General features: G+C 40.7%; 19 protein-coding genes and 1 riboswitch. Of the genes, 12 read left to right on the top strand and 7 right to left on the bottom strand.

Features of this window, described 5'->3' with window-relative positions; all coding sequences use genetic code 11:
- Window positions 1–22: 22 nt before the first annotated feature.
- Window positions 23–1171 carry an acetylornithine deacetylase gene (gene argE / locus KAN5_RS11595; protein ID WP_244389754.1) on the bottom strand — a complete coding sequence of 383 codons (1149 nt, stop codon included), beginning with the start codon at window positions 1169–1171 and terminating at the stop codon, window positions 23–25.
- 213 nt (window positions 1172–1384) lie between these two features.
- On the opposite strand from argE, the gene argC reads away from it, so the two are divergent.
- From argC to KAN5_RS11555, 8 genes are all read left to right on the top strand, one after another.
- Window positions 1385–2389, top strand: a complete 1005-nt coding sequence (argC, locus tag KAN5_RS11590; protein WP_244389753.1) for an N-acetyl-gamma-glutamyl-phosphate reductase — start codon at window positions 1385–1387, stop codon at window positions 2387–2389.
- 6 nt (window positions 2390–2395) lie between these two features.
- Window positions 2396–3157: an acetylglutamate kinase gene (argB, locus tag KAN5_RS11585; protein WP_016708326.1), complete on the top strand. Its 762-nt coding sequence runs from the start codon at window positions 2396–2398 to the stop codon at window positions 3155–3157.
- A 7-nt stretch (window positions 3158–3164) separates the two neighbouring features.
- Complete coding sequence (locus KAN5_RS11580; protein ID WP_016708325.1) at window positions 3165–4085, top strand: ornithine carbamoyltransferase; 921 nt, start codon at window positions 3165–3167, stop codon at window positions 4083–4085.
- Window positions 4086–4095: 10 nt separating this feature from the next.
- Window positions 4096–5298: an argininosuccinate synthase gene (locus KAN5_RS11575; protein ID WP_016708324.1), complete on the top strand. Its 1203-nt coding sequence runs from the start codon at window positions 4096–4098 to the stop codon at window positions 5296–5298.
- 54 nt (window positions 5299–5352) lie between these two features.
- Entirely contained in the window at window positions 5353–7218 is a 1866-nt protein-coding gene (gene argH / locus KAN5_RS11570; protein WP_016708323.1) for an argininosuccinate lyase, read from the top strand.
- 270 nt (window positions 7219–7488) lie between these two features.
- Window positions 7489–7704, top strand: a complete 216-nt coding sequence (locus tag KAN5_RS11565; protein ID WP_244389752.1) for a hypothetical protein — start codon at window positions 7489–7491, stop codon at window positions 7702–7704.
- Between the two features lie 37 nt (window positions 7705–7741).
- Window positions 7742–8272: a hypothetical protein gene (locus KAN5_RS11560; protein ID WP_244389751.1), complete on the top strand. Its 531-nt coding sequence runs from the start codon at window positions 7742–7744 to the stop codon at window positions 8270–8272.
- A 57-nt stretch (window positions 8273–8329) separates the two neighbouring features.
- Window positions 8330–8824: a hypothetical protein gene (locus KAN5_RS11555; RefSeq protein ID WP_244389750.1), complete on the top strand. Its 495-nt coding sequence runs from the start codon at window positions 8330–8332 to the stop codon at window positions 8822–8824.
- A gap of 25 nt (window positions 8825–8849) precedes the next feature.
- Here KAN5_RS11555 and KAN5_RS11550 read toward each other — a convergent pair whose 3' ends face one another.
- Both KAN5_RS11550 and coaD read right to left on the bottom strand, forming a co-directional pair.
- Entirely contained in the window at window positions 8850–10244 is a 1395-nt protein-coding gene (locus KAN5_RS11550) for a capsule assembly Wzi family protein (RefSeq protein WP_244389749.1), read from the bottom strand.
- On the bottom strand, window positions 10241–10723 hold the full coding sequence (gene coaD, locus KAN5_RS11545; protein ID WP_016708318.1) for a pantetheine-phosphate adenylyltransferase: 483 nt from the start codon (window positions 10721–10723) through the stop codon (window positions 10241–10243). The genes KAN5_RS11550 and coaD overlap by 4 nt, the downstream gene beginning before the upstream one ends.
- A gap of 249 nt (window positions 10724–10972) precedes the next feature.
- Here coaD and KAN5_RS11540 point away from each other — a divergent pair, with 249 nt between their 5' ends.
- Together KAN5_RS11540 and thiI are read left to right on the top strand one after the other, a co-directional pair.
- Window positions 10973–11626: a TetR/AcrR family transcriptional regulator gene (locus KAN5_RS11540; RefSeq protein ID WP_016708317.1), complete on the top strand. Its 654-nt coding sequence runs from the start codon at window positions 10973–10975 to the stop codon at window positions 11624–11626.
- Between the two features lie 102 nt (window positions 11627–11728).
- On the top strand, window positions 11729–13186 hold the full coding sequence (gene thiI, locus KAN5_RS11535) for a tRNA uracil 4-sulfurtransferase ThiI (protein ID WP_016708316.1): 1458 nt from the start codon (window positions 11729–11731) through the stop codon (window positions 13184–13186).
- 31 nt (window positions 13187–13217) lie between these two features.
- Here thiI and KAN5_RS11530 read toward each other — a convergent pair whose 3' ends face one another.
- Entirely contained in the window at window positions 13218–14126 is a 909-nt protein-coding gene (locus KAN5_RS11530; protein ID WP_244389748.1) for a 2-dehydropantoate 2-reductase, read from the bottom strand.
- Complete coding sequence (locus KAN5_RS11525) at window positions 14119–14469, bottom strand: VanZ family protein (RefSeq protein ID WP_016708314.1); 351 nt, start codon at window positions 14467–14469, stop codon at window positions 14119–14121. Before KAN5_RS11525 ends, KAN5_RS11530 begins: the two co-directional genes overlap by 8 nt.
- 154 nt (window positions 14470–14623) lie before the next feature.
- Here KAN5_RS11525 and KAN5_RS11520 point away from each other — a divergent pair, with 154 nt between their 5' ends.
- Together KAN5_RS11520 and KAN5_RS11515 are read left to right on the top strand one after the other, a co-directional pair.
- Window positions 14624–15106 (top strand): YajQ family cyclic di-GMP-binding protein, encoded by a 483-nt coding sequence (locus KAN5_RS11520; protein ID WP_016708313.1) that lies wholly within the window; start codon window positions 14624–14626, stop codon window positions 15104–15106.
- Window positions 15107–15317: 211 nt separating this feature from the next.
- Window positions 15318–15485: riboswitch (cobalamin riboswitch) on the top strand.
- 33 nt (window positions 15486–15518) lie between these two features.
- Window positions 15519–17366, top strand: coding sequence for a TonB-dependent receptor (locus KAN5_RS11515; protein ID WP_244389747.1), 1848 nt, complete (start codon window positions 15519–15521; stop codon window positions 17364–17366).
- Between the two features lie 93 nt (window positions 17367–17459).
- Here KAN5_RS11515 and msrA read toward each other — a convergent pair whose 3' ends face one another.
- Window positions 17460–17996 carry a peptide-methionine (S)-S-oxide reductase MsrA gene (gene msrA / locus KAN5_RS11510; protein WP_016708311.1) on the bottom strand — a complete coding sequence of 179 codons (537 nt, stop codon included), beginning with the start codon at window positions 17994–17996 and terminating at the stop codon, window positions 17460–17462.
- 138 nt (window positions 17997–18134) lie between these two features.
- A complete protein-coding gene (locus KAN5_RS11505) occupies window positions 18135–21233 on the bottom strand; it encodes an efflux RND transporter permease subunit (protein WP_244389746.1) in 3099 nt (1032 codons plus the stop codon).

Genomic DNA, 21233 nt, shown 5'->3' with positions numbered 1-21233 from the left:
GAAGCGCCATCGCTTTTAGTGATCACCCAAAGCAACTAGCTTTAATCATTTCACTAATTATATGTTGTGATGGTTTGATTTTTTCCATCGCTAAAAATTCATCTGGTTGGTGAGCTTGATTGATAGAGCCCGGTCCCATAACAATCGTTTCACAGCCTAATTGTTGAATAAACGGTGCTTCGGTGCAGTAATTTACCGCAACGGCTTGCTCCCCTGATATCTTTTCTGCCAATTGTACTAATGCTGTGTCAGTACTCCCTGTAAACGCAGGAATAGGCTCGTGCATATCCATTACACTCACTGCATCTGGGTATTGGTTGTTGATTTCAGCGGCTATTTTTAACAGCATCATTTGTAGTTCTTGTACGCTCAAACCCGGTAATGGGCGCATATCAATGTGCATTTCACAACAGCCGCAAATACGGTTAGCGTTATCGCCACCGTGAATATGCCCGAGGTTTAATGTTGGGTAGGGAATGACAAAATGCTCTACTGAATATTTATTCTTTAACTCTTCTTTTAACAGTAATAACTTCGCAATGACTTTATGCATGACTTCAATGGCATTTAAACCGCGCTCAGGATCGGAGCTGTGACCTGAACGGCCAACCACTCGAATCGCTGTACTCATGTGACCTTTGTGAGTAAATACTGGTGTCATATCAGTGGGTTCACCTATGATACAACGCGCCGGTTTTAAATTTGGATGTTTACAAATTTGTTGCGCACCGGCCATAGTTGTTTCTTCATCGGCGGTGGCTAAAATCAAAATAGGTTGAGTTTGTTCGTTTTTATCAAGTTCACTAATTGCTTGCAGTACAAAAGCAAAAAAACCTTTCATATCGATACTGCCTAAACCATATAATTTGTTGTCATATTCACTTAATTTAAATGGATCATAATTCCAACGGCTATCATCAAAAGGAACGGTGTCAGTGTGGCCAGCAAGCATTAATCCGCCATCACCGTGGCCGCGTTTGGCGAGTAAATTAAAACGACCTTTAGGCCCTGATAATTCGGTGATCTCACATTCAAAACCTAAGCTGGTGCACCAGTTTGCAAGTAGATCAATCACGCCTTTATTACTCATGGCTAAAGATTCATCCATAGCACTAATGGAAGGGGCGGCAATTAACTGCTGATACATGGACAAAAAAGAGGGTAAAGGCATAAAAAAATCCAAAATAATTATTCAATCTAATTGCATAACAATATAAAAGTATTTATTATGAATATCAATTCACTTTTTAAGCATAAATATATTAAAGCGACGCAATGAATATAAAACGACGATAATTCAGTTTCATTCCCCAAACAGTGTGTTTCACGCTGTTTAACCCGATTTGAATGTAAATGTAGTAATAAAACCCAAAAAGAGTAACGAATGAAAGTAGTAATTATTGGCGCAAGTGGTTATAGCGGCGCAGAATTAGCAAGTTTAGTAGCAAAACATCCACAGTTAACTTTAGCAGCATGCTATGTATCTGAGCAAAGCTTAGATAAAGGCAAACTATTAAGCGACTTGTATCCTGAGCACCTTGGTTTACTTGACACTCCTTTATTACCGCTAAGCGAACGTGCGTATAGCGATATCGAAAATTCAGCTGATTTTGTTTGTTTGTGCACTGATCATAAAGTGAGTGTTGATTTAGCGCCACGTTTTTTAAGCATGGGCAAAAAAGTTTTTGATTTATCAGGTGGCTACCGCTTAAGTAGTAATGAAGATTATCAAACTTATTATGGCTTTGAGCACCAACATACTGAGTTACTAAATGAAGCTGCGTATGGCTTGGCAGAATGGAACAGCGAAGCTATTGCCAAAGCACAACTTATTGCTGTGGCAGGTTGCTACCCAACAGCTGCATTAAATGCGTTAAAGCCACTTCAGCAAGCAGGCTTGCTTGCGGAGCAGCCAGTGATTATTAATGCGGTATCGGGTGTCACAGGTGCTGGACGTAAAGCAAGCGTAGGCACGCATTTTTGTGAAGTGTCGCTTGCACCATACGGATTGTTCAATCACAGACATAGCCCTGAGATAGAGCAGCATTTAGGCCACAAAGTGTTATTTACACCGCACCTAGGTAATTTCCCACGCGGTATTTTAGAAACTATTTATGTGCAATTAAAAGCTGATGTTACGTCTGAGCAAGTTACTCAAGCCTATCAAGTGCTTGCTGATGAGCCATTGATCAGATTGCTTGGTAGTAAAATCCCGTCAATTAAAGGGGTTGCAAAGCAGCCATATGTGGACATTGCTTGGCAACAACAAGGCTCTCAGCTAATTGTAATGGCAGCTATTGATAACTTGTTAAAAGGTGCCGCTGGGCAAGCGCTGCAATGTATTAATTTAGCGATGGGTTTACCTCATAGCACAGGTTTAAAAGGGTAACTAGTAATGCAAACATGGGTCATTAAACTCGGTGGTGCAGTACTCAATACGGAAGACGCGGCAAAAGCGTTATTTGAGGCGCTGGCATCACAAACTCAAGCACAGTTTGTGATTGTGCATGGTGGTGGCGCATTGGTTGATAGCTGGCTAAAAGAAGCGGGCTTTGCCAGTGCAAAACATCAGGGCTTACGTATTAGCCCTAAAGAGCAAATGCCATATATAGTCGGCGCATTAGCAGGCTGTGCAAATAAACAATTGATGAGTCAGGCAATTGTCGCAGGGCATAAACCTGTAGGTCTTAGTTTATATGAAGCGGGCATTATTTCATCACAAAAGCTAAAAGCACTTGGTCAAGTTGGACAATGTGACGGTGGTGTACAAAGTGTAATACCGCAATTGTTAAAATTAGGTCGTCTTCCTTTAGTTAGTTCTATTGGTTTTGGTGAAGATGGGCTTTGGTATAACGTAAATGCAGATGAAGCAGCAGCAGCCATTGCTAAAGAGCTAAATGCTGAAATTATTTTTATGACTGATGTAGAAGCTGTACTTGATGCAAATAAGCAGCCGTTACATCAGCTTGATACAAATCAGATCAATACGTTGATCGCAGAAGGAGTAATTTTGGGTGGGATGGAGGTCAAAGTTAAGACCAGTCTTCTTGCTGCCCAGCACTTACGACGTGGCGTTTACATCTCGAGCTGGCAAAAGCCAGAGAATTTAGTCGCTTTACTTGCGGGTGAGCACGTCGGAACAAAAATTACACCATAGGTTTTATATGTTTAATCATTTTTTATCGGGTCTAGAATTAGACCAACAAGGCGCACTGAAATTACTTAATTTAGCGCAAAAAATTAAAGCAAACCCTATTGATTTTAGCCAAGCATTGGCTGGTAAGTCAGTGGTTACTTTATTTGAAAAACCAAGCTTACGTACGCGTTTATCGTTTGATATAGGTATCAATAAGTTAGGTGGCCATGCTGTATATCTTGATTCACAAAATGGCGCTATGGGCGCGCGTGAATCTGTAAAAGATTTTGCTTTAAACATTGCAAGTTGGGCAGATGGTATTGTTGCACGTGTATATCAGCATAAAACGTTAACCACACTTGCTGAATTTTCGAGCGTTCCTGTGGTCAACAGTTTGTGTGATTTATACCATCCGTGCCAAGCTTTGGCTGACTTTTTAACATTGCAAGAAGTATACGGTGATGTAAGCCAATTAAAGTTAGCTTATTTAGGTGAGGGTAATAATGTAACACATTCACTGATGTTACTCGCTGCAACCTTAGGAACTGATTTTGTTGCCGTATGCCCAAAAGGCAGCTCACCAGATTCGCAAATTCTGAAGCAAGCAGAGCAAATTGCAGCAATGAATGGCGCATCAGTAATGGTCAGCGACCGTGTTGAAGCCGCTGTTGGTGCAAATGCCGTGTATGCAGATACATGGGTATCAATGGGTGATGACACGCCGCTTGAACAAGTAAAAGACAAGTATATGCCGTATCAATTAAATGCCGCATTACTTAAACAAACAGGGGCAGATACTGTTTTGCATTGTCAGCCTGCGCACCGTGAGTTTGAAATTACTTCAGAAGTAATGGATGGCCCGGCGTCAAAAATTATTCAACAAGCAGAAAACCGTATGCATGCGCAAAACGCGTTGCTTGTTTCATTATTAAATCCAAATTTTGTGTAAGGTATCACCAATGAGTTCTATTAAAAAAGTTGTATTAGCCTATTCTGGTGGTTTAGATACGTCGGCCATCGTGCCATGGTTAAAAGAAAATTACGGCTGTGAAGTTATTGCGTTCGTGGCCGATGTAGGTCAAGGCGCTGAAGAGCTTGAAGGCGTTGAAGCAAAAGCTATCGCATCAGGTGCATCAGAATGTTATGTTGTTGACCTAAAAGATGAAATGGTCAGTGATTACATCTACCCAACCTTAAAAACCGGTTCAATCTACGAAGGTACTTATTTACTGGGTACATCAATGGCGCGTCCTATTATCGCAAAGGCGCAAGTTGAAATTGCCCGTAAAGTAGGTGCCGATGCTCTGTCTCATGGTTGTACTGGTAAAGGTAATGACCAAGTACGTTTTGAGTCTTGTTTTGCCGCGCTTGCCCCTGATCTGCAAGTGATTGCACCGTGGCGTGAGTGGGATTTATCAAGCCGTGAATCGTTACTTGATTACTTAGCTGAGCGTAATATTCCATGTTCAGCATCGGCAACTAAAATCTACAGCCGTGATGCAAATGCATGGCATATTTCTCACGAAGGTGGTGAGCTTGAAGATCCGTGGTGTCAACCAAGTGATCAAGTATGGACATGGACTAACTCACCAGAGCAAGCGCCTAATGAGCCAGAATTTGTCACCCTAAATGTTGTTGAAGGTGAAGTTGTTGCTGTTAATGGCGAGCAACTTAAACCGTATGATTGTTTAGTTAAGCTTAATGATATTGCATCCCCGCATGGCGTTGGTCGTGTTGATATCGTTGAAAACCGTTTAGTGGGTATGAAGTCTCGTGGTTGTTATGAAACACCAGGTGGAACAGTGATCATGGCGGCATTACAAGCAATTGACGAGCTTGTGCTTGATAAAGCCAGCCGTAAATGGAAAGAAGTACTGGGCGGCGAGTTCTCACACTTAGTGTATGACGGTCGCTGGTTTACACCGCTTAAAGATTCAATTTTAGCAGGTGCTGAAGCGCTATCAACAGTGGCGACCGGTGAAGTTGTGCTGAAGCTGTACAAAGGTCAAGTAACAGCAGTACAGAAGAAATCACCAAATAGTTTATACAGCGAAGATTTTGCAACGTTTGGTGCAGATGATGTGTATGACCAATCGCATGCTGAAGGCTTTATTCGTTTATTCTCGCTTTCAAGCAGAATTTCAGCACTAGCGAAGAAGTAATTTTACTACAGCCCCGTCAACAAGCGGGGCAATTTCAGGGTTTGGAGATATTTCATGGCATTATGGGGCGGACGTTTTTCTACGGGTCCAGATGAGGCGTTTAAACAATTTAACGACTCACTTCCCTTCGATTATCAACTCGCAGAGCAAGACATTGTTGGCTCTGTTGCGTGGGCAGGTGCTCTTAAGCAAGTTGATGTACTAACAAGTGATGAGCATCAATCGCTCGTGGCTGCATTATATGAATTACTCGATGAAGTAAAAGCGGATCCACAAGCTGTGGCAACGTCAGGCGCTGAAGATATTCATTCACATGTTGAAGCTGCTTTAATTGAAAAAGTAGGCGATCTTGCTAAAAAATTACACACAGGGCGTAGCCGTAACGACCAAGTTGCAACCGATTTTAGATTATGGTGTCGTGATACTGCGGATCATCTTTTAGAAGCGTTAGGGCAATTAAAAGGTGAGTTTATTGCGTTGGCAGAGCGTGAGCTGGGTACAATTTTACCAGGTTATACTCATTTGCAACGTGCACAGCCATTATTATTTAGCCACTGGTGTATGGCATACGTTGAAATGCTTGAGCGTGATGAAAGTCGCTTAGCGGATGCGAAAGCACGGATGAATTTTTGTCCGCTTGGCAGTGGTGCACTTGCTGGCACTGCGTACCCAATTGATCGGCAAGCACTTGCCGTTGGGCTAGGTTTTACCGCTGCAACTAAAAATAGTTTAGATGCCGTATCAGATCGTGACTTTGTTGTTGAGCTATTAAGTTGTGCGTCTATCTCCATGATTCATTTATCTCGCATGGCAGAAGATTTAATTTTTTATAACTCGGGTGAAGCTGGTTTTATTGAATTGGCAGATAATGTCACTTCAGGCTCATCATTGATGCCGCAAAAGAAGAACCCAGATGCACTAGAGCTTATTCGTGGCAAAACGGGCCGAGTATTTGGCTCATTTAGCGCTATGATGATGACGTTGAAAGCCTTGCCATTGGCCTATAACAAAGATATGCAAGAAGATAAAGAAGGCTTGTTTGACGCTATGCCAACTTGGCTTGCTTGTATTCATATGGCGCAAGCATGTATTAAAGGCGTGAAAGTTAATGGCGAACGTACGCTTGCAGCAGCTAAAGGTGGTCATTCAAATGCGACCGAATTGGCTGACTATCTAGTTGCTAAAGGTATTCCTTTTAGAGAAGGTCATCATATCGTTGGCGTACTGGTACAAATGGCTATTGCGCAAGGGAATAACTTAGAAGATTTAAGTTTAGAACAATTTAAGTCTGTGCATAGTATTTTTGAACAAGATGTATATCCTGTATTAGAAATAGACGCGTGTCTAAAAGCACGTCAAGCACTTGGTGGTACATCTTTAGAGCAAGTAACTATTGCTGTCAAAGATGCCAAAAAAAAACAGCAAATAACGGTTCGTGACGCCAATCTTGATGATGTTGAGTCGATAGCTAAGCTAATCCAGCACTGGGCTACTGTAGGTGAAAACTTACCGCGAGCTAAAAGTGATATGGTGCACTCAATTAATGAGTTCGCTGTGACAGAAGTTGCTGGAAAGGTTTCAGGCTGTGCGTCGCTTTATATTTATGATACTGGCCTTGCTGAAATTCGTTCTCTTGGTATAGATCCTGATACAGGAATTACTGGGCAAGGCCGCCAATTGGTTGAACACTTATTAGTTAAAGCCAAAAAATTGGCACTTAATCGCATCATCGTTTTGACGCGAGTACCTGATTTCTTTGAAAAACAAGGTTTCACATTCTGTACTAAAGACAGTTTACCTGAAAAGGTAATGAAAGATTGTGAACTATGTTTACGCAGAGACAATTGTGATGAAGTCGCAATGGAATTTATTTTGAAGCCAAGTCGGAATACGGAGATCCCGTGTAAAAACGTAGCTTAAAATCCCTGGATGTAAAAAACGTACGGTTACCCCTGTGCGTTTTTTTATGTCCAAATTCATCTGGTATGACCTGTTGGTTTGTTTTTTGTACGAATAAGGATCAAAATAGATCGTTTATAAAAATGTTGGATCGGTAATTGCTTTATATAAAGTGTAAGGTGGCTCAGCGTGAGTTCATCTTTAAAAGCGCCAAAAAATAATCAGAGCGCTAAAGCAACTGTAACTTACTAACTAGTTACTAATTCAACATTTATTGAAAGGATCAATCTCATGCAAATTACTGCAAACAGCCAGCTACAAATGCAAGCATACAACTCTATGCAACAATCAAAGCCAGCACTTGAACAAAGCGCTAGTAATAAAACCCTACAATCTGATACAGTGTCTATATCTAATGAGGCCTTATTAGCATCTAAAGGTGAAGCTGAAATCCAGCGTGGTGGTGGTGGTATAACTATCGAGCCGGATCGTCGTCGTCCTTCATAAATTTGTTGCTAAGGTTTAGTAACAAACGAGATGGTGTATGTATTTTGATTTAACGTCTTTAGGGATCCACTTTGATACGATTATCATTTGGGGATTATTAATGGCTTGCTTATATAACTTGTTTTTGAAGTTTGCCGTCGAAGATCGAAGTAATTCACCACTCGTTGTTTCTACGTTAATGCTATCATCATACGCATTAAGTTATGAGATAGTTGACTTAAATGCTGGGACATCAATTTACTCAATCTGGGCGTCTTATGATGTCGTAACCATTTTAATTTTATTAGCCTCTCATAAGTTACTTAATTTACGTTTCTCAGCTTCTTTGTACTACATAGTTATAGGGCTATCTCTGAATACTCTTCTTTATATTCTCCTACATATCGATATTGTTATTTATGGTAGAACTGAATATTGGTGGTTTTGGAGTTTCTTCTCGCTAGGAATAAACACAATTGATTTCTTTATGGTCGTTACGCTTATTTTTGGCAAAGACTGGCTGCATATAGGCAAGTTATTTTCTAAGCGTGGTCGGAATAAAAAAATTAGTAACTTGAAAAATTGTTAATATAAATCAAAACTGTAATCATCCGTGGATTTTTTTCAGCAATACTTTAGTTTTTACATGTCTACATTTATCTTGTGGGGCTTTTTAATGACTTTTTTGTATTGCTTGGTACAAAAATCATTTATGCCAAACGGTGATCGTACGCTAATGTGGATTTCGCTAACGATCTTTCTTTCTTACTTACTGTTTGACCCACTCCTAAACAAAACACTTGGTATTGATTCTATAGACTATACGAACGTATATTTAATTTTCAGTGCGTGTGATATTTTCACTCTTATAATTATTTTGTTAATAACCTATAAGAAGAAAGTCTCCGAGTTACCCGCAAAGCTTTATGTCGTAGCAGGCTTAACAGTAAATATTGTGTTATTTATAGGTATGCATATTGATACCATTACTCTTAGTAACCATGAAGCTTGGTGGTTTTGGTCATTCTACTCTGTGGCAGTCAACCTGATGGATATTATGATGATCACGGCCTTAGTCTTAAATAAAGACTACTTAGGGCTAATGAGGTTGTTACGAAAAGCAGGTTTACTAAAGGCCTAAATAAATATTAAGCCTTTAGTGGAGCTTAAAATCGATATTCCCAACTGGTTTTTAATGCGCTGTTAGTCTCAGATTCGTCACTCAATTCGTCTTTATACACAGAGCCACTGATTTTCCACAAACCATTAAAAATAGCCTGTTGATAGCCAAGTTCTAATTGCAGACGATCAAATGTTTGCGGTGTGTCTATTAGGCCGAGCATGTCACTTTGTGACCAACGTAACTTCGCATAACCGGCATAACCATTCATAGTATGGTAATAGGCACCTAATACGGCTGATTTACTTTGCAGCGGCGTTGCAGAGCCAATTAAGCGATCTTTATGATTATAGGCTTGGGCATAGTTGGTAAAGCTCTCATTAGCCTCATTACAGCTAAGTTGGGCTGTACAATCTTGTTGGGTATTTGAATATTCAAAATAAGTTTTTAATAACTGTTTTTGATCACCAAAAAAACTTTCTACACCTAGGGTATAAAAAGGATCACTGGGTGCTACACCACTGTCATTTTTACCCATTAGCTCAGTATAAAAAGCAACGGGTTGATTGCCGATGCTGATCGAGTACTTAGCATCTAAACTGGTTAATCGTTGTTTAGTTGTTATTAGTTCAAGCGAGTTGGGGTCTTTTACTGTGCTGGTTAAATAGTCAGAGCCCGCTGAGCTAAATGCAATCTCAAGCCCTGCAAGTGGAGTGCTGGCAAAGCGTAAAGCCCAATAGTCACCTTTTTCACTGCTATCTAAATATGGCTTTTGTTTGGCGTATATTCCAGTTAATTGCCAGTTGCCAATAAAGGATAGCCAGCTTGGCCCCACATAGTGTGTGTTGGCGCGGTTTATTCGTAGCCCTTTCATTGGTGATGCGTTATTTGAAAGCAGCAAGGCATTATCGTTGCTAGGCCCCCACCAATGGCTGACTTGCTCGGCACTGACAGACCAATTACCCATTAATACAGCCAAATAACTGCCGTGATAATTTGTGTACTCATCATCCAGTGCGTCATCAGCGTAATTTACACTTACTTTGGCGCTAACGCGGTTGCCAGTTATGGCACCATAGCTATTGATCCCACTTTGTTGTTGATCGCGTTTACCAAAGCTCTGCTGTAGCTCAGGATCGCTATTGTAATTAACCCTAACACCGGAACTGGTGCTTTGTTTGGCATTCTCTAATGCGTGCTTTACATGCTGATAAGCAAATTGGCTTTGCGCTGCTAGCGAACCGGCTTCAATTGTATTTAAATCTCTAGCAATACCTTGCCACATCAATGGATAGCTATTAATTGGTTGCTTAATGATGCCTTGATTAAACAACATTTCAATTGATGCGCGTAGTAATGGATCATCACTTTCAATCCAAGGGGTTGCAAATGCAGGTGCAGCGCTGATAGCTAGCAGACTTAGATAGGCATTTAACTTCATCCGTGTAACTTTTCCTGTAATGCTTTTACAACAATGGGGTGTACAAACTCACTGACATCGCCTTTATGACGAGCAACTTCTTTCACTAATGTTGAAGAAATGAATGAATTTTTCTCAGCTGGGGTTAAAAATACACTTTCTAAATCAGGGTTAAGGCGGCGGTTCATATTGGCAAGCTGAAATTCATAATCAAAATCAGACACCGCACGAATACCTCTTATCAGTACATTGGCATTATGATCGCGTGCTAAATCAGCCAGTAATCCGGAAAAGCCAATAACACTAACGTTATCTATGTGGGTCAGTAAACTATTAGCAAGTGCGACACGTTCATCTAAGCTAAAACAAGGTTGTTTACTAGGGTTATGAGCGATTGCAACAATTACTGTGTCGAACATTTTTGCTGCCCGCTGGATCAAATCTGTGTGTCCATTCGTTAATGGATCAAAGGTGCCTGGGTAAATTGCGGTGACTTTCATAAATATCGGCTTAGTGTTATTTGGGCTGTCATATTACCAGTCTTTGTTGTCTAGATCAGCCTGCAAATTGCGACTGCACAGCTTCGATTGTAAATGAGTTAATTTCATTTATAAGCAAGAACTACGAATTATGGGTTAGAAATTTTCAAGGTGGTATTTTATTGGATTATATTTGTATATACTGCGCGGCTAATAATACTGAGTGAATTCTGAGCATTTACTTAACTAAAACAACCAGAGCAGCAGGATATGAGTACCAAGGATAAAATTATTAAAACTAGCATCATGCTATTTAATCAACACGGTGAGCGTGCAATTACGACTAACCATATCGCTTCTCATATGGGGATCAGTCCCGGTAATCTTTATTACCACTTTAAAAATAAAGAAGACATTATTCGTCATATTTTTGCTTTATACAGCCAGCATTTACACACTCAATTTGTGCCTATGGCCAAGCATGATGAAGCACTGACACACTTAACTGGGTACCTTGATGCCTTATTTGAATTGATGTGGCGTTTTCATTTTTTCTATGACAACTTGGGAGATATTTTATCTCGTGATGAAGTACTGAAAAAAGACTACATTGAATTTCAAGCGGCTTTGCTAAGCCAAGTTCGTGAAATTGTGATTGGTTTACGTGAAGGTGGCATGATCACGATTGATGATGAGGATGCCATTGAACTTGCTCACATGTTAAAAATCACGGTAAGCTTTTGGACACCTTATATTAAAGCGAGACGCTTAAGCGGTGAGCTCATGCAGCAAGATATTTATAACGGTATTTTGAAAGTATTAGCACTTTTTAAAGCGTTTGGCACAGAGCAAAGCATCCCACAAATTAACCTATTACGTGAGAAATATAGCGCGCTCGCTGCGCAGACAGAGCCTGCCAGCTAAGCATTGGCTTTTGTTTATTTCCTAGACGTTAGATTTTTTGCTATAATCGCGCGCCCAACACGTGGGTGCGTGAATCCTTAAATATTGTCTAACGAGTAAACTATGCTTAAATTTATCGTCAAACTCCATCCTGAAATAGCCATTAAAAGCCGCTCTGTGCGTAAACGTTTTACTAAGTTGTTAGAAAATAACATTAAAATTGTATTACGTAAGATTGACGAAAAAGTACAAGTACAGAACAACTGGGACAATATATCGGTTGTAACTAAATCTGATGACGCACAAACGCGCCTTGATTTTATTAATGGCCTGCAACGCATCCCCGGTATAGTGCAATTTATTGAGGTGACCGAAACTCGTTACGAAAACCTGCATGATATTTACGAAAAAGCGCTCGATATGATTGGTCACACTGTAGTGGGGAAAACATTTTGTGTGCGTTGTAAGCGCCAAGGTAATCATGATTTTACTTCTACCGATGTTGAGCGCTATGTTGGCGGCGGTTTGAATCAGCATGTAGAAGGTGCAAGCGTCAGATTAAAAAATCCTGAAGTCGTTATTCGTCTTGAAATAAAAGATGATAAAGCGTATATCGTCACGCATACTCATCTTGGTATGGCGGGGTTCCCATTACCTACTCAAGAAGATGTACTTTCGTTAATGTCAGGTGGCTTTGACTCAGGCGTTGCCAGCTATCAAATGATCCGCAAAGGCGCACGTACTCACTTTTTGTTTTTTAACCTCGGTGGTGCGGCGCACGAAATCGGTGTTAAACAAGCCAGCTATTATATTTGGAAGCAGTTTAGCTCAACGCACAAAGTTAAATTTATCAGTGTTGACTTTGAACCCGTTGTTGCCGAAATCCTAGAGAATGTTGAAAACAGCCAAATGGGCGTGATCTTAAAACGTATGATGATGCGTGCTGGTAGCAAAATTGCTGAAAAAATGGGGATCCAAGCCTTGGTTACCGGTGAGAGTCTTGGTCAGGTATCAAGCCAAACATTAGCCAACTTAAGCGTGATTGACCGTGTTACTGAAACACTGATATTACGCCCGCTCATTCAGCATGATAAGCAAGAGATTATCGATATTGCCCGCAGAATTGGCACGGCAGAAATGGCTGAAACCATGCCTGAGTATTGTGGTGTGATCTCTAAAAAGCCTACTGTTAAAGCGAAAGTTGCGGTAGTAGAAGCTGAAGAACAAAAATTTGATTTTGATGTGCTGGATACGGTAGTTGAAAATGCGCGTATTATGGATGTACGTGACATTGATGTTGAAGCAAAACAAGAGCTTAAAGAAGCTGAATCGGTTTCAGATTTACCAGCTGATGCGGTGGTTGTTGATATTCGCTCCCCAGAAGAAGAAGACGCCAGCCCCCTTGAAATTGACGGGATTGAAGTTGTACATTTACCGTTTTTCCGCCTTGCCACAAAGTTTGGTGATTTGCCGCAGGATAAGGATTACTACTTATATTGTGCTAAAGGGGTCATGAGTCAGCTACAGGCGCTTATTTTACATGAAAATGGCTTTGCCAATGTAAAAGTATATCGCCCATAAATTAGTTGATAGGATTATTGGAAAGCGCGAGTTAAATCGCGCTTTTTTTATGCCTGATCGCATCAACAAGCGATTGATTATGAGGTGTACTGATACCGAGTTGCTGGCCTTGTTGACAAATATAACCACACATAGCATCAATTTCAGTCATACGGCTATGAGCGATATCTTGGTGCATAGATGAATAATTGTCTTTGGTGTCACTCATTACTTGGTAGGCGTTTGCTAATGCATCGGCTAGCTGCACATTGATCCCTAATAAGTTGGCTACATGACAGGCTTCATTCAAGACATTTACAATTTTTCCACTAAATTGTGGTGCTGTAAGTGCGCCATTTTTTACATTATGTAAAGCTGTAAGTGGGTTGATTGCAATGTTCACTAACAGCTTCTGCCAGCGTAATAGAGTAATGTGCTCACTAAAGCTGATATTGGGTAAACCTTGTAGTTGTTGCATTACATCTTGGTAGCGAGCAGCAGCTACTGCATTACAACTGCCCAAGACACTTTCGCCGTTGCCGGTATGAGTGACGGTAGTCGGTGTGATTTTAAAGCCAGCTAATCGAGTTGTTAAAAAAAACAGGGCTTGCTGGCTTTGTAATTGGCGTTGTAGTGGTGCAAGGTTACTCAAGCCATTATGAGATAATACAATACTACACTGCGCAGAAAAGTAAGGTTTCAGCTGCTTAAAAGCATCGCTTACTTGGTAGGCTTTAACTGCAAAAATCACCATATCAATCGGTTGATGAGCTAATTCAGGTAATTGTTGAGTGGTTAATACCTTTGCTGTTATACGGTGTTGTTGCTGATTTTGTTGGTAATAATATTTGTTTTGGCGGCAGCCACGTCTAGTGACAATAGTAAGTTGATTGCCTGTACTTAAAAAGTGGCTATATAGTAGGCCAATTGCCCCATCACCAACAATAACAATATTAGCCATGATTTGGTTTTGTACCAATATGGAACATTAACTTAATGGCAAAGTAGCTCGCAGCACCGGCAAAATCAGCAATAAAGTCGGCAACGGATGCTTGGCGATACGGTAGCATATCTTGCATTATTTCAATTGCAGCGCCATAGCTTGCTAGCAACAAAATTTGCATAAGTAGCGGGATTTTGAATGCTTTATCCATCACCACGGCAAGAATAAAGAAAATGCCAAAATGTGCTACTTTATCAACATGCGGAAATAAGTTTGCAGCACCTTTAATTTCCTTGGCAAACAAAAAAGTAAACGCCACTATACTCACTAAAAATAGTGCTTGGTAAACACGCCGAGTCACGATAAATCCTAAAATCGTTTAAAAACAGAGCCGCAGTATATCAAACAAATTTCGTATCGCACCTGAACAAAGTGCATAAAAATGTAAAGATTTTTAAAATAGGCGTTATAATCTCCCTCATATTAATTTTAAAAAATCTTGTTAGGAGAGACCCATGCCTTCATTTGATATTGTTTCAGAAGTGGAAATGAACGAAGCAAAGAATGCGGTAGATAATGCTAACCGTGAATTAGAAACCCGTTTTGACTTTAGAGGTGTAGATGCATCGATTGAACTTAACGACAAAACGATTAAATTAAAGGCAGAAGCTGATTCACAGGTTATGCAGTTGTTTGATATTTTAGCAAGTAAAATATCAAAACGCGGTATGGATGTAGCTAGCTTAGAGCTACAAGATATTTCTCGTGCAGGTAAAAATGTATTTCGTAATGTTGCATTAAAGCAAGGTATCGAAAAAGACGTAGCGAAAAAAGTAGTTAAAGCCATTAAAGACTCTAAAGTAAAAGTACAGGCAGCAATTCAAGGTGAAGAAGTACGCGTGACAGGTAAAAAGCGTGATGACTTACAAGAAGCAATGCAAGTTGTGCGTAATGCTGACCTTGGCCAGCCATTTCAGTTCAAAAACTTCCGCGATTAAAAACTAAGCTGCGAGTAACGAACTGCGAGCCCCGAGTTTATCCAGCTGCACTCTTTATTTTTGAAGATATTATTGAAGCCAAATGACTTTTTGTTGTTTGGCTTTTGTATTTTGGCACTTATGCTTGCTCGAAGTTCGAATATTTAGATGTATAGCCGTCCATTGACTTTTATCCCTAAAATAATCACAATAACCACCTATTTTTAAGGTGCTTGTAGTTACTTTTCAAGGTTGTTGATAGGTACAGCAAGATAATCGGGAAGTTGGTGATATTTGTAGGATACAAATACAGTCCAACACTGCCCCCGCAACGGTGATACATAATATATACACGTATATTTGTTAAGTCCGGAGACCGGCCTTGAAGTCAATTTACTATCACTTGTGCGGTGGGCGCGGGTCAGGGGATATCATGTTAAACAAATCTACTTTAGGCGTAGCAATCGCTGCCGCGTTATCTTTTTCTGTGTCTGCAGAGCAATCAATTGAGCGTCTTACGGTAACAGCTAACAAATTTGAGCAATCAATTACTGATACGCTAGCGACTGTTGATATTATTGATCGTATAGAAATCGAAAAGAATAATTATCGGGATTTACCATCGCTTCTAAACACTATTGCTGGTGTCGATGTTGTTCGCAATGGTGGCTTTGGTCAAAAAGCTGATGTATTTGTTCGTGGGGCCAGTGCAAAACATACACTAGTGTTAGTTGATGGCGTACGTGTAAGTGATGCAAGTTCCGGTAGTGTATCATTAACCAATATTCCAGTTAATAGTATTGAACGCGTTGAAATTGTCAAAGGCGCAAGAGCGGCAATTTATGGTTCAGATGCAGTGGCAGGGGTTATCAATATAATTACCCGCCAAGCAAGTAAAAATACTGTGTCAGCCACATTAGGTAGTGATAATTATTCTAACTACCAAATAGCTGGCGGGCTTGTAAAAGATGCTATCACTTTTAATTATAACTTAGGTTATGAAGATACTGATGGTTATGATGTAACAGGTAAAGATCCATCATTAGCAGTAACAAAAGATCATGATGATGACGGTTACACTAATAAAAACATTGGCTTTAACTTGGCATATAGAACATTGAATGCAGGTGAATTTAGCTTACTTAGCCAGTATAGCGAAGGCCAAGGTGAGTATGATAATGCATGGGGTAATGACGCGTACGATTTTGAAAACTATATTGCAAAACTTGGCTGGAAAAAAAGCTCGGACGTATATACGCAAAGCGCATCAGTGAGTGTATCCCAAGAAGAAAATATTCAAACAGGGACTGATGATCAACAAATTTATAGCACAGAGCGTGTTGAGTTTGAATACAGTGGACTTTATACAGTAACAAAATCGTTAGATCTTACTGGTGGATTTAATTACTTAAATGAAGATTTATCTGCATCATCAGCTTCTTCATCTGAAGAAGAGCGCGATAATAATGCAGTGTTCGTTGGTGTATTTTATGATGATGAAACTTGGCTTGGTAACGCAGTTGTTAGAACTGATGATTACGAATTTCATGGCCGCGCAAATACTTACACAACAGGTGTAGGCTATAAGGCAAATCAATATCTTAGTGTACGCCTTAGTCACGGAACCGCATTTAGAGCACCATCGCTGATCAATGCCTTTGTCACGGATAGTCTTTGGTATGCCCCTAATAGTGATATTAAACCTGAAGAGTCAGTTAATAATGAGTTTGGTGTTACTTTAGATACAAAGTGGGGGCGTTACGATATCGCTATTTTCGACAACAACATTGATAACTTAATTGATAATAAATATGATGCTGAAATTGGTAAGTATGTAGCAACAAATATTGATAAAGTCTCTATGCAAGGTGTTGAGTTATCTGCTGATTTTGAAGGTTTGGGATTTCAACATAACATCAACCTTAGCTTCTTAGACGCTAAAGATGAAACAACCAATACAGATTTACCGCGCAGACCATCTGAAACATTTAATTACACCCTTGGCAAAAGCTGGGGTGATTTTGACGCTAATATCGCAATGCAATATCGCTCTTCACGTCCATCAATCGCTTATTATGATACTGAGTTGGCTGCTTATACAGTGTTCAATATAGCCGCAAATTATCAATTACTGGATGAGTTATCATTTCAGGCTCGAATTGAGAATATTACAGATAAAGAATACTTTACGGCAGGTACTGGGTTTGCCGCTAACGGTGACTTACTTGGTTACAATGCAGCTGGTAGACAGTTCTTTGTTGGCGCCAGTTACCAGTTTTAATCGCGTTTCAACCTAAATAAAAAAGCCCGACACCTTTTGTGTGTCGGGCTTTTTTCGTATTGATATAAAAATATTATGTGGGCTGAGTTTTACTTAACTTATTAAAAACGCTTTGTAGTCTTTAGCAAATTTCTGCAGCTTAGGTGCAATCAATAAACTGCAATAACGCTGCTCTGGATTTTCGTTGTAATAGTCTTGATGGTATTGCTCTGCCGGGTAATAGGTGGTTGCAGGGCTCACTTCTGTGACGATTTTTTCGCGTATTTGGCTTTGTAATTTAGCAATGTAGTCAGTTGTTTGCGTTTGTTGCTCAGTATTGTGGTAATAAACTACGCTGCGGTATTGCGTCCCCACGTCGTTGCCTTGGCGATTAAGCTGTGTGGCATCGTGTAGTGTAAAAAACATTGCGAGCAAGGTCTCAAAGCTTATCTGGCTGCTATCAAACTCGATATTAACTACTTCGGCATGGCCAGTAAGCCCTGTACATATTTGTTTATAGGTTGGATCTGTTGTTTCGCCACCGGTGTAACCAGAGCTTACATGGGTAACGCCTTTTACCCGTCTAAATGCGGCATCAATACACCAAAAACAGCCGCCACCAAAGGTAGCAGTTTCAATTGCTTTGCTCATATATGTACTCCTAAAAACGTTAAATTACGCAGATGTTCTAGCCTAGCAGAAGAACGGCTAAGACGGTGTTTTATTTCACGGATCAGAATGAGGAAAGGGAAAAGCGTTGCTGCATAGTGCAGCAACGCTAAAAGTTGCTTAAAGCTCTTTAAGTGGTTTTTCAGCTTCTTGCTGATTAAGTTTTTGTTGTAAAAACTCAGGTGATTGGGTGTTGCGAGCGAGCGCATAGTAGGCGGCAGGCACCACAAATAGTGTGAGTATGGTCGCAACAATCACGCCGGTAAATACAACTACACCGATTACCATTCGGCTTTCAGCACCAGGGCCTGATGCTAATACTAGCGGCACGGCGCTCATTACCGTGGTTAATGAAGTCATAATAATAGGGCGCAGTCGCATTGTTGCCGCTTGTAGTATTGCTTCACTAAACTCAACACCTTGGTCTCGCAGCTGATTAGTAAATTCAACAATCAAAATACCATTTTTAGCGCTGAGGCCAATTAACATGACAATACCAATTTGGCTGTAAATGTTTAAAGTAAGCCCTGTAGACCACAATCCAAACATCGCCCCCATTAACCCCAGAGGTACTGTTAACATAATAACAAATGGGTGTACAAAGCTCTCAAACTGCGCAGCTAATACTAAGAAGGTAACAGTAAGAGCTAAAACAAATACGTAGGTCATTGCTGAAGCACCTTCGTAGAATAATTGTGACTCACCTTTGTAATCAACCGCACCATCGATATCATTCTCTTGAGCGGCTACCTCATTTAAAAAGTTAAGTGCTTCTTCGAGTGTATAACCATCAGCAAGGTTGGCACTGAGTGTAATCGCGCGCATACGGTTATAACGGTTCAAACGTGATGCAGTGGCTTCTTCTTTTAGGCTGATCAAACTATCTAATGGCACTAGTTCACCACTGCGTGATTTTAAGTAGATATTTGAAATATCGGTTGGATCTGCAAAGTCAGCTTTAGTGCCTTTTAAGATCACATCGTATTCTTCACCGCGGTCGATAAACGTGGTTACTCGGCGCTGACCCAGCATTGTTTCAAGGGTGCGGCCTACATCAGAGACTGATACACCTAAATCAGCCGCTTTATTTTTATCTATACTGATCAAAAATTGTGGGAAAGTTTCTTTGTAATCATGATCGATTCGCACCAGACCTGGGTTTTCCTCTGCGCGTTTAATGATACGGTCGCGCCAATCGGCAAGTTGGTCATAATCGTTACCTTGTAGAACAAACTCGATAGGGCGAGAAGAACCACCACCGCCAATACCGCTGCGCATAATAGCGAATGTGCGTACATCGGTAACTTCGGCCATTTTGCCACTGATCTCATCCATGACTTGCCAGGTTGAGCGTTTACGTTCATCCCAGTCGGCCATGCCTACAATAGCAACACCGCCTGTGCCGCCCCAGCCAGGCACACGCACTAATACGCGGCTTAGCTCGCCAGACTCAGAGTAGGGCATTAAGCGTTCTTCTATTTTAGCCATATTTGCGGCGTTATTTTCGTAACTAGCACCTTCTGGGCCACTCATCATTAGGAAGAAGGTTCCGCGATCTTCTTTAGGGGTCAGCTCTGAAGGTGTTTGCTGAAATAATGCATAACTAACAAAACCCGCCAGTAGTAAGGTAATTGCTAAGCCACCTGAGCGAGTCATATTTGAGCGTAATGCGTTCTTATAGCTTTGTTCAATCTTGTCAAAAGTACGGTCCATCCATTGACTGAACTTGCCTTCTTTTGAAGAGGGTTTAAGGACTAATGAACACAGCGCAGGAGACAGTGTTAATGCGGTAATACTTGAGAAAAATACTGCCGCACTTACGGCCATAGCAAACTCAGTAAATAAAGCACCAATACGACCATCCATAAATACTAAGGGTACAAATACTGAGATCAATACAAGCGTCGTGGCAACAATCGCAAAACCAACTTCTCGAGCACCGCGATACGCTGCCAATAATGCAGGCTCGCCTAACTCAATGCGGCGGTGGATGTTCTCTAGCATTACAATCGCATCATCAACCACTAAACCAATCGCTAATACTAAGGCAAGTAAGGTTAATAAGTTAATTGAATAGCCCATTGCCAGTAAGAACATAAAGCTGCCCACTAGCGCAACAGGTACTGTTACTGCGGGGATCAACGTTGCGCGAATATTTCCTAAAAATAAGAAAATAATTAGCACCACTAAGGCCATAGAAATCGCCAGTGTACTGTACACTTCGTTTATTGATTCTTTAATAAAGATTGATGAATCATAGCTGTCTTGAATGCTCGTGCCTTCTGGCAAGTTACGTTTGATTTTTTCAAGTTCAGCGCGGGCGTTATCAACCACGGTTAACGTATTAGCTTTTGCTTGTTTTACAATACCTAGGCCTACCATGTTACGGCCATTACCACGGAATAAGCTTTCATCATCAGCGGCTTCAAGGTGTACGTCGGCTACTTCACCAAGGCGTACCAAATAACCATCGTCGCCACGTTTAATGACAAGGTTTTGAAAGTCACGTTGCTCTTTATAGCTACGGGCAGTTCGCACAGTAAAATCACGGTCGATAGACTCAATTTCACCCGCTGGTAATTCTACGTTTTCTGTACGCAGGGTGTTTTCGATATCGCTACTGGTAATGCCACGCGCCGCCATCGCTTGGCGGTTGAGCCAGATTTTCATCGCGTACTTGCGTTCACCACCAACACGAACATTCGATACACCATCAACAACAGCTAAGCGGTCTACAATAAAGCGCTGTGCATAATCAGAAAGCTGTAGCGAGTTCATGGTGTCACTGTTGAGTAAAAACCATGCTATAGGGCTTTCATCGCTGTTTGATTTTGACACTTCGGGTGGGCGTACTTGTTCAGGTAAGCTGTCAAGAGCACGGGCGACACGTTCGCGTACATCGTTTGATGCAGCATCAATATCACGGTTTATATTAAACTCAATCGTGATATTAGAGCGGCCATTACGACTTGATGAATTAATACTCTTAATGCCCTCAATACCTGATATACGGTTTTCAAGTACTTGGGTTATTTTAGTTTCAATTATCTCGGCTGACGCACCTGTGTATTCAGTGCTCACACTGACAATGGGTGATTCAATATCAGGATATTCACGCAGCGGTAACATGGAAAATGCGACTAAACCAAAGGTTAGCAGCAATAAGTTTATTACGATCGCAAAAACCGGGCGTTTAACACTTGTATCAGTAATTTTCAC

It is taken from the genome of Pseudoalteromonas sp. KAN5 (assembly GCF_022846535.1).
GTDB lineage: Bacteria > Pseudomonadota > Gammaproteobacteria > Enterobacterales > Alteromonadaceae > Pseudoalteromonas > Pseudoalteromonas haloplanktis.
This window is presented reverse-complemented; position numbering and strand designations above follow the sequence as displayed.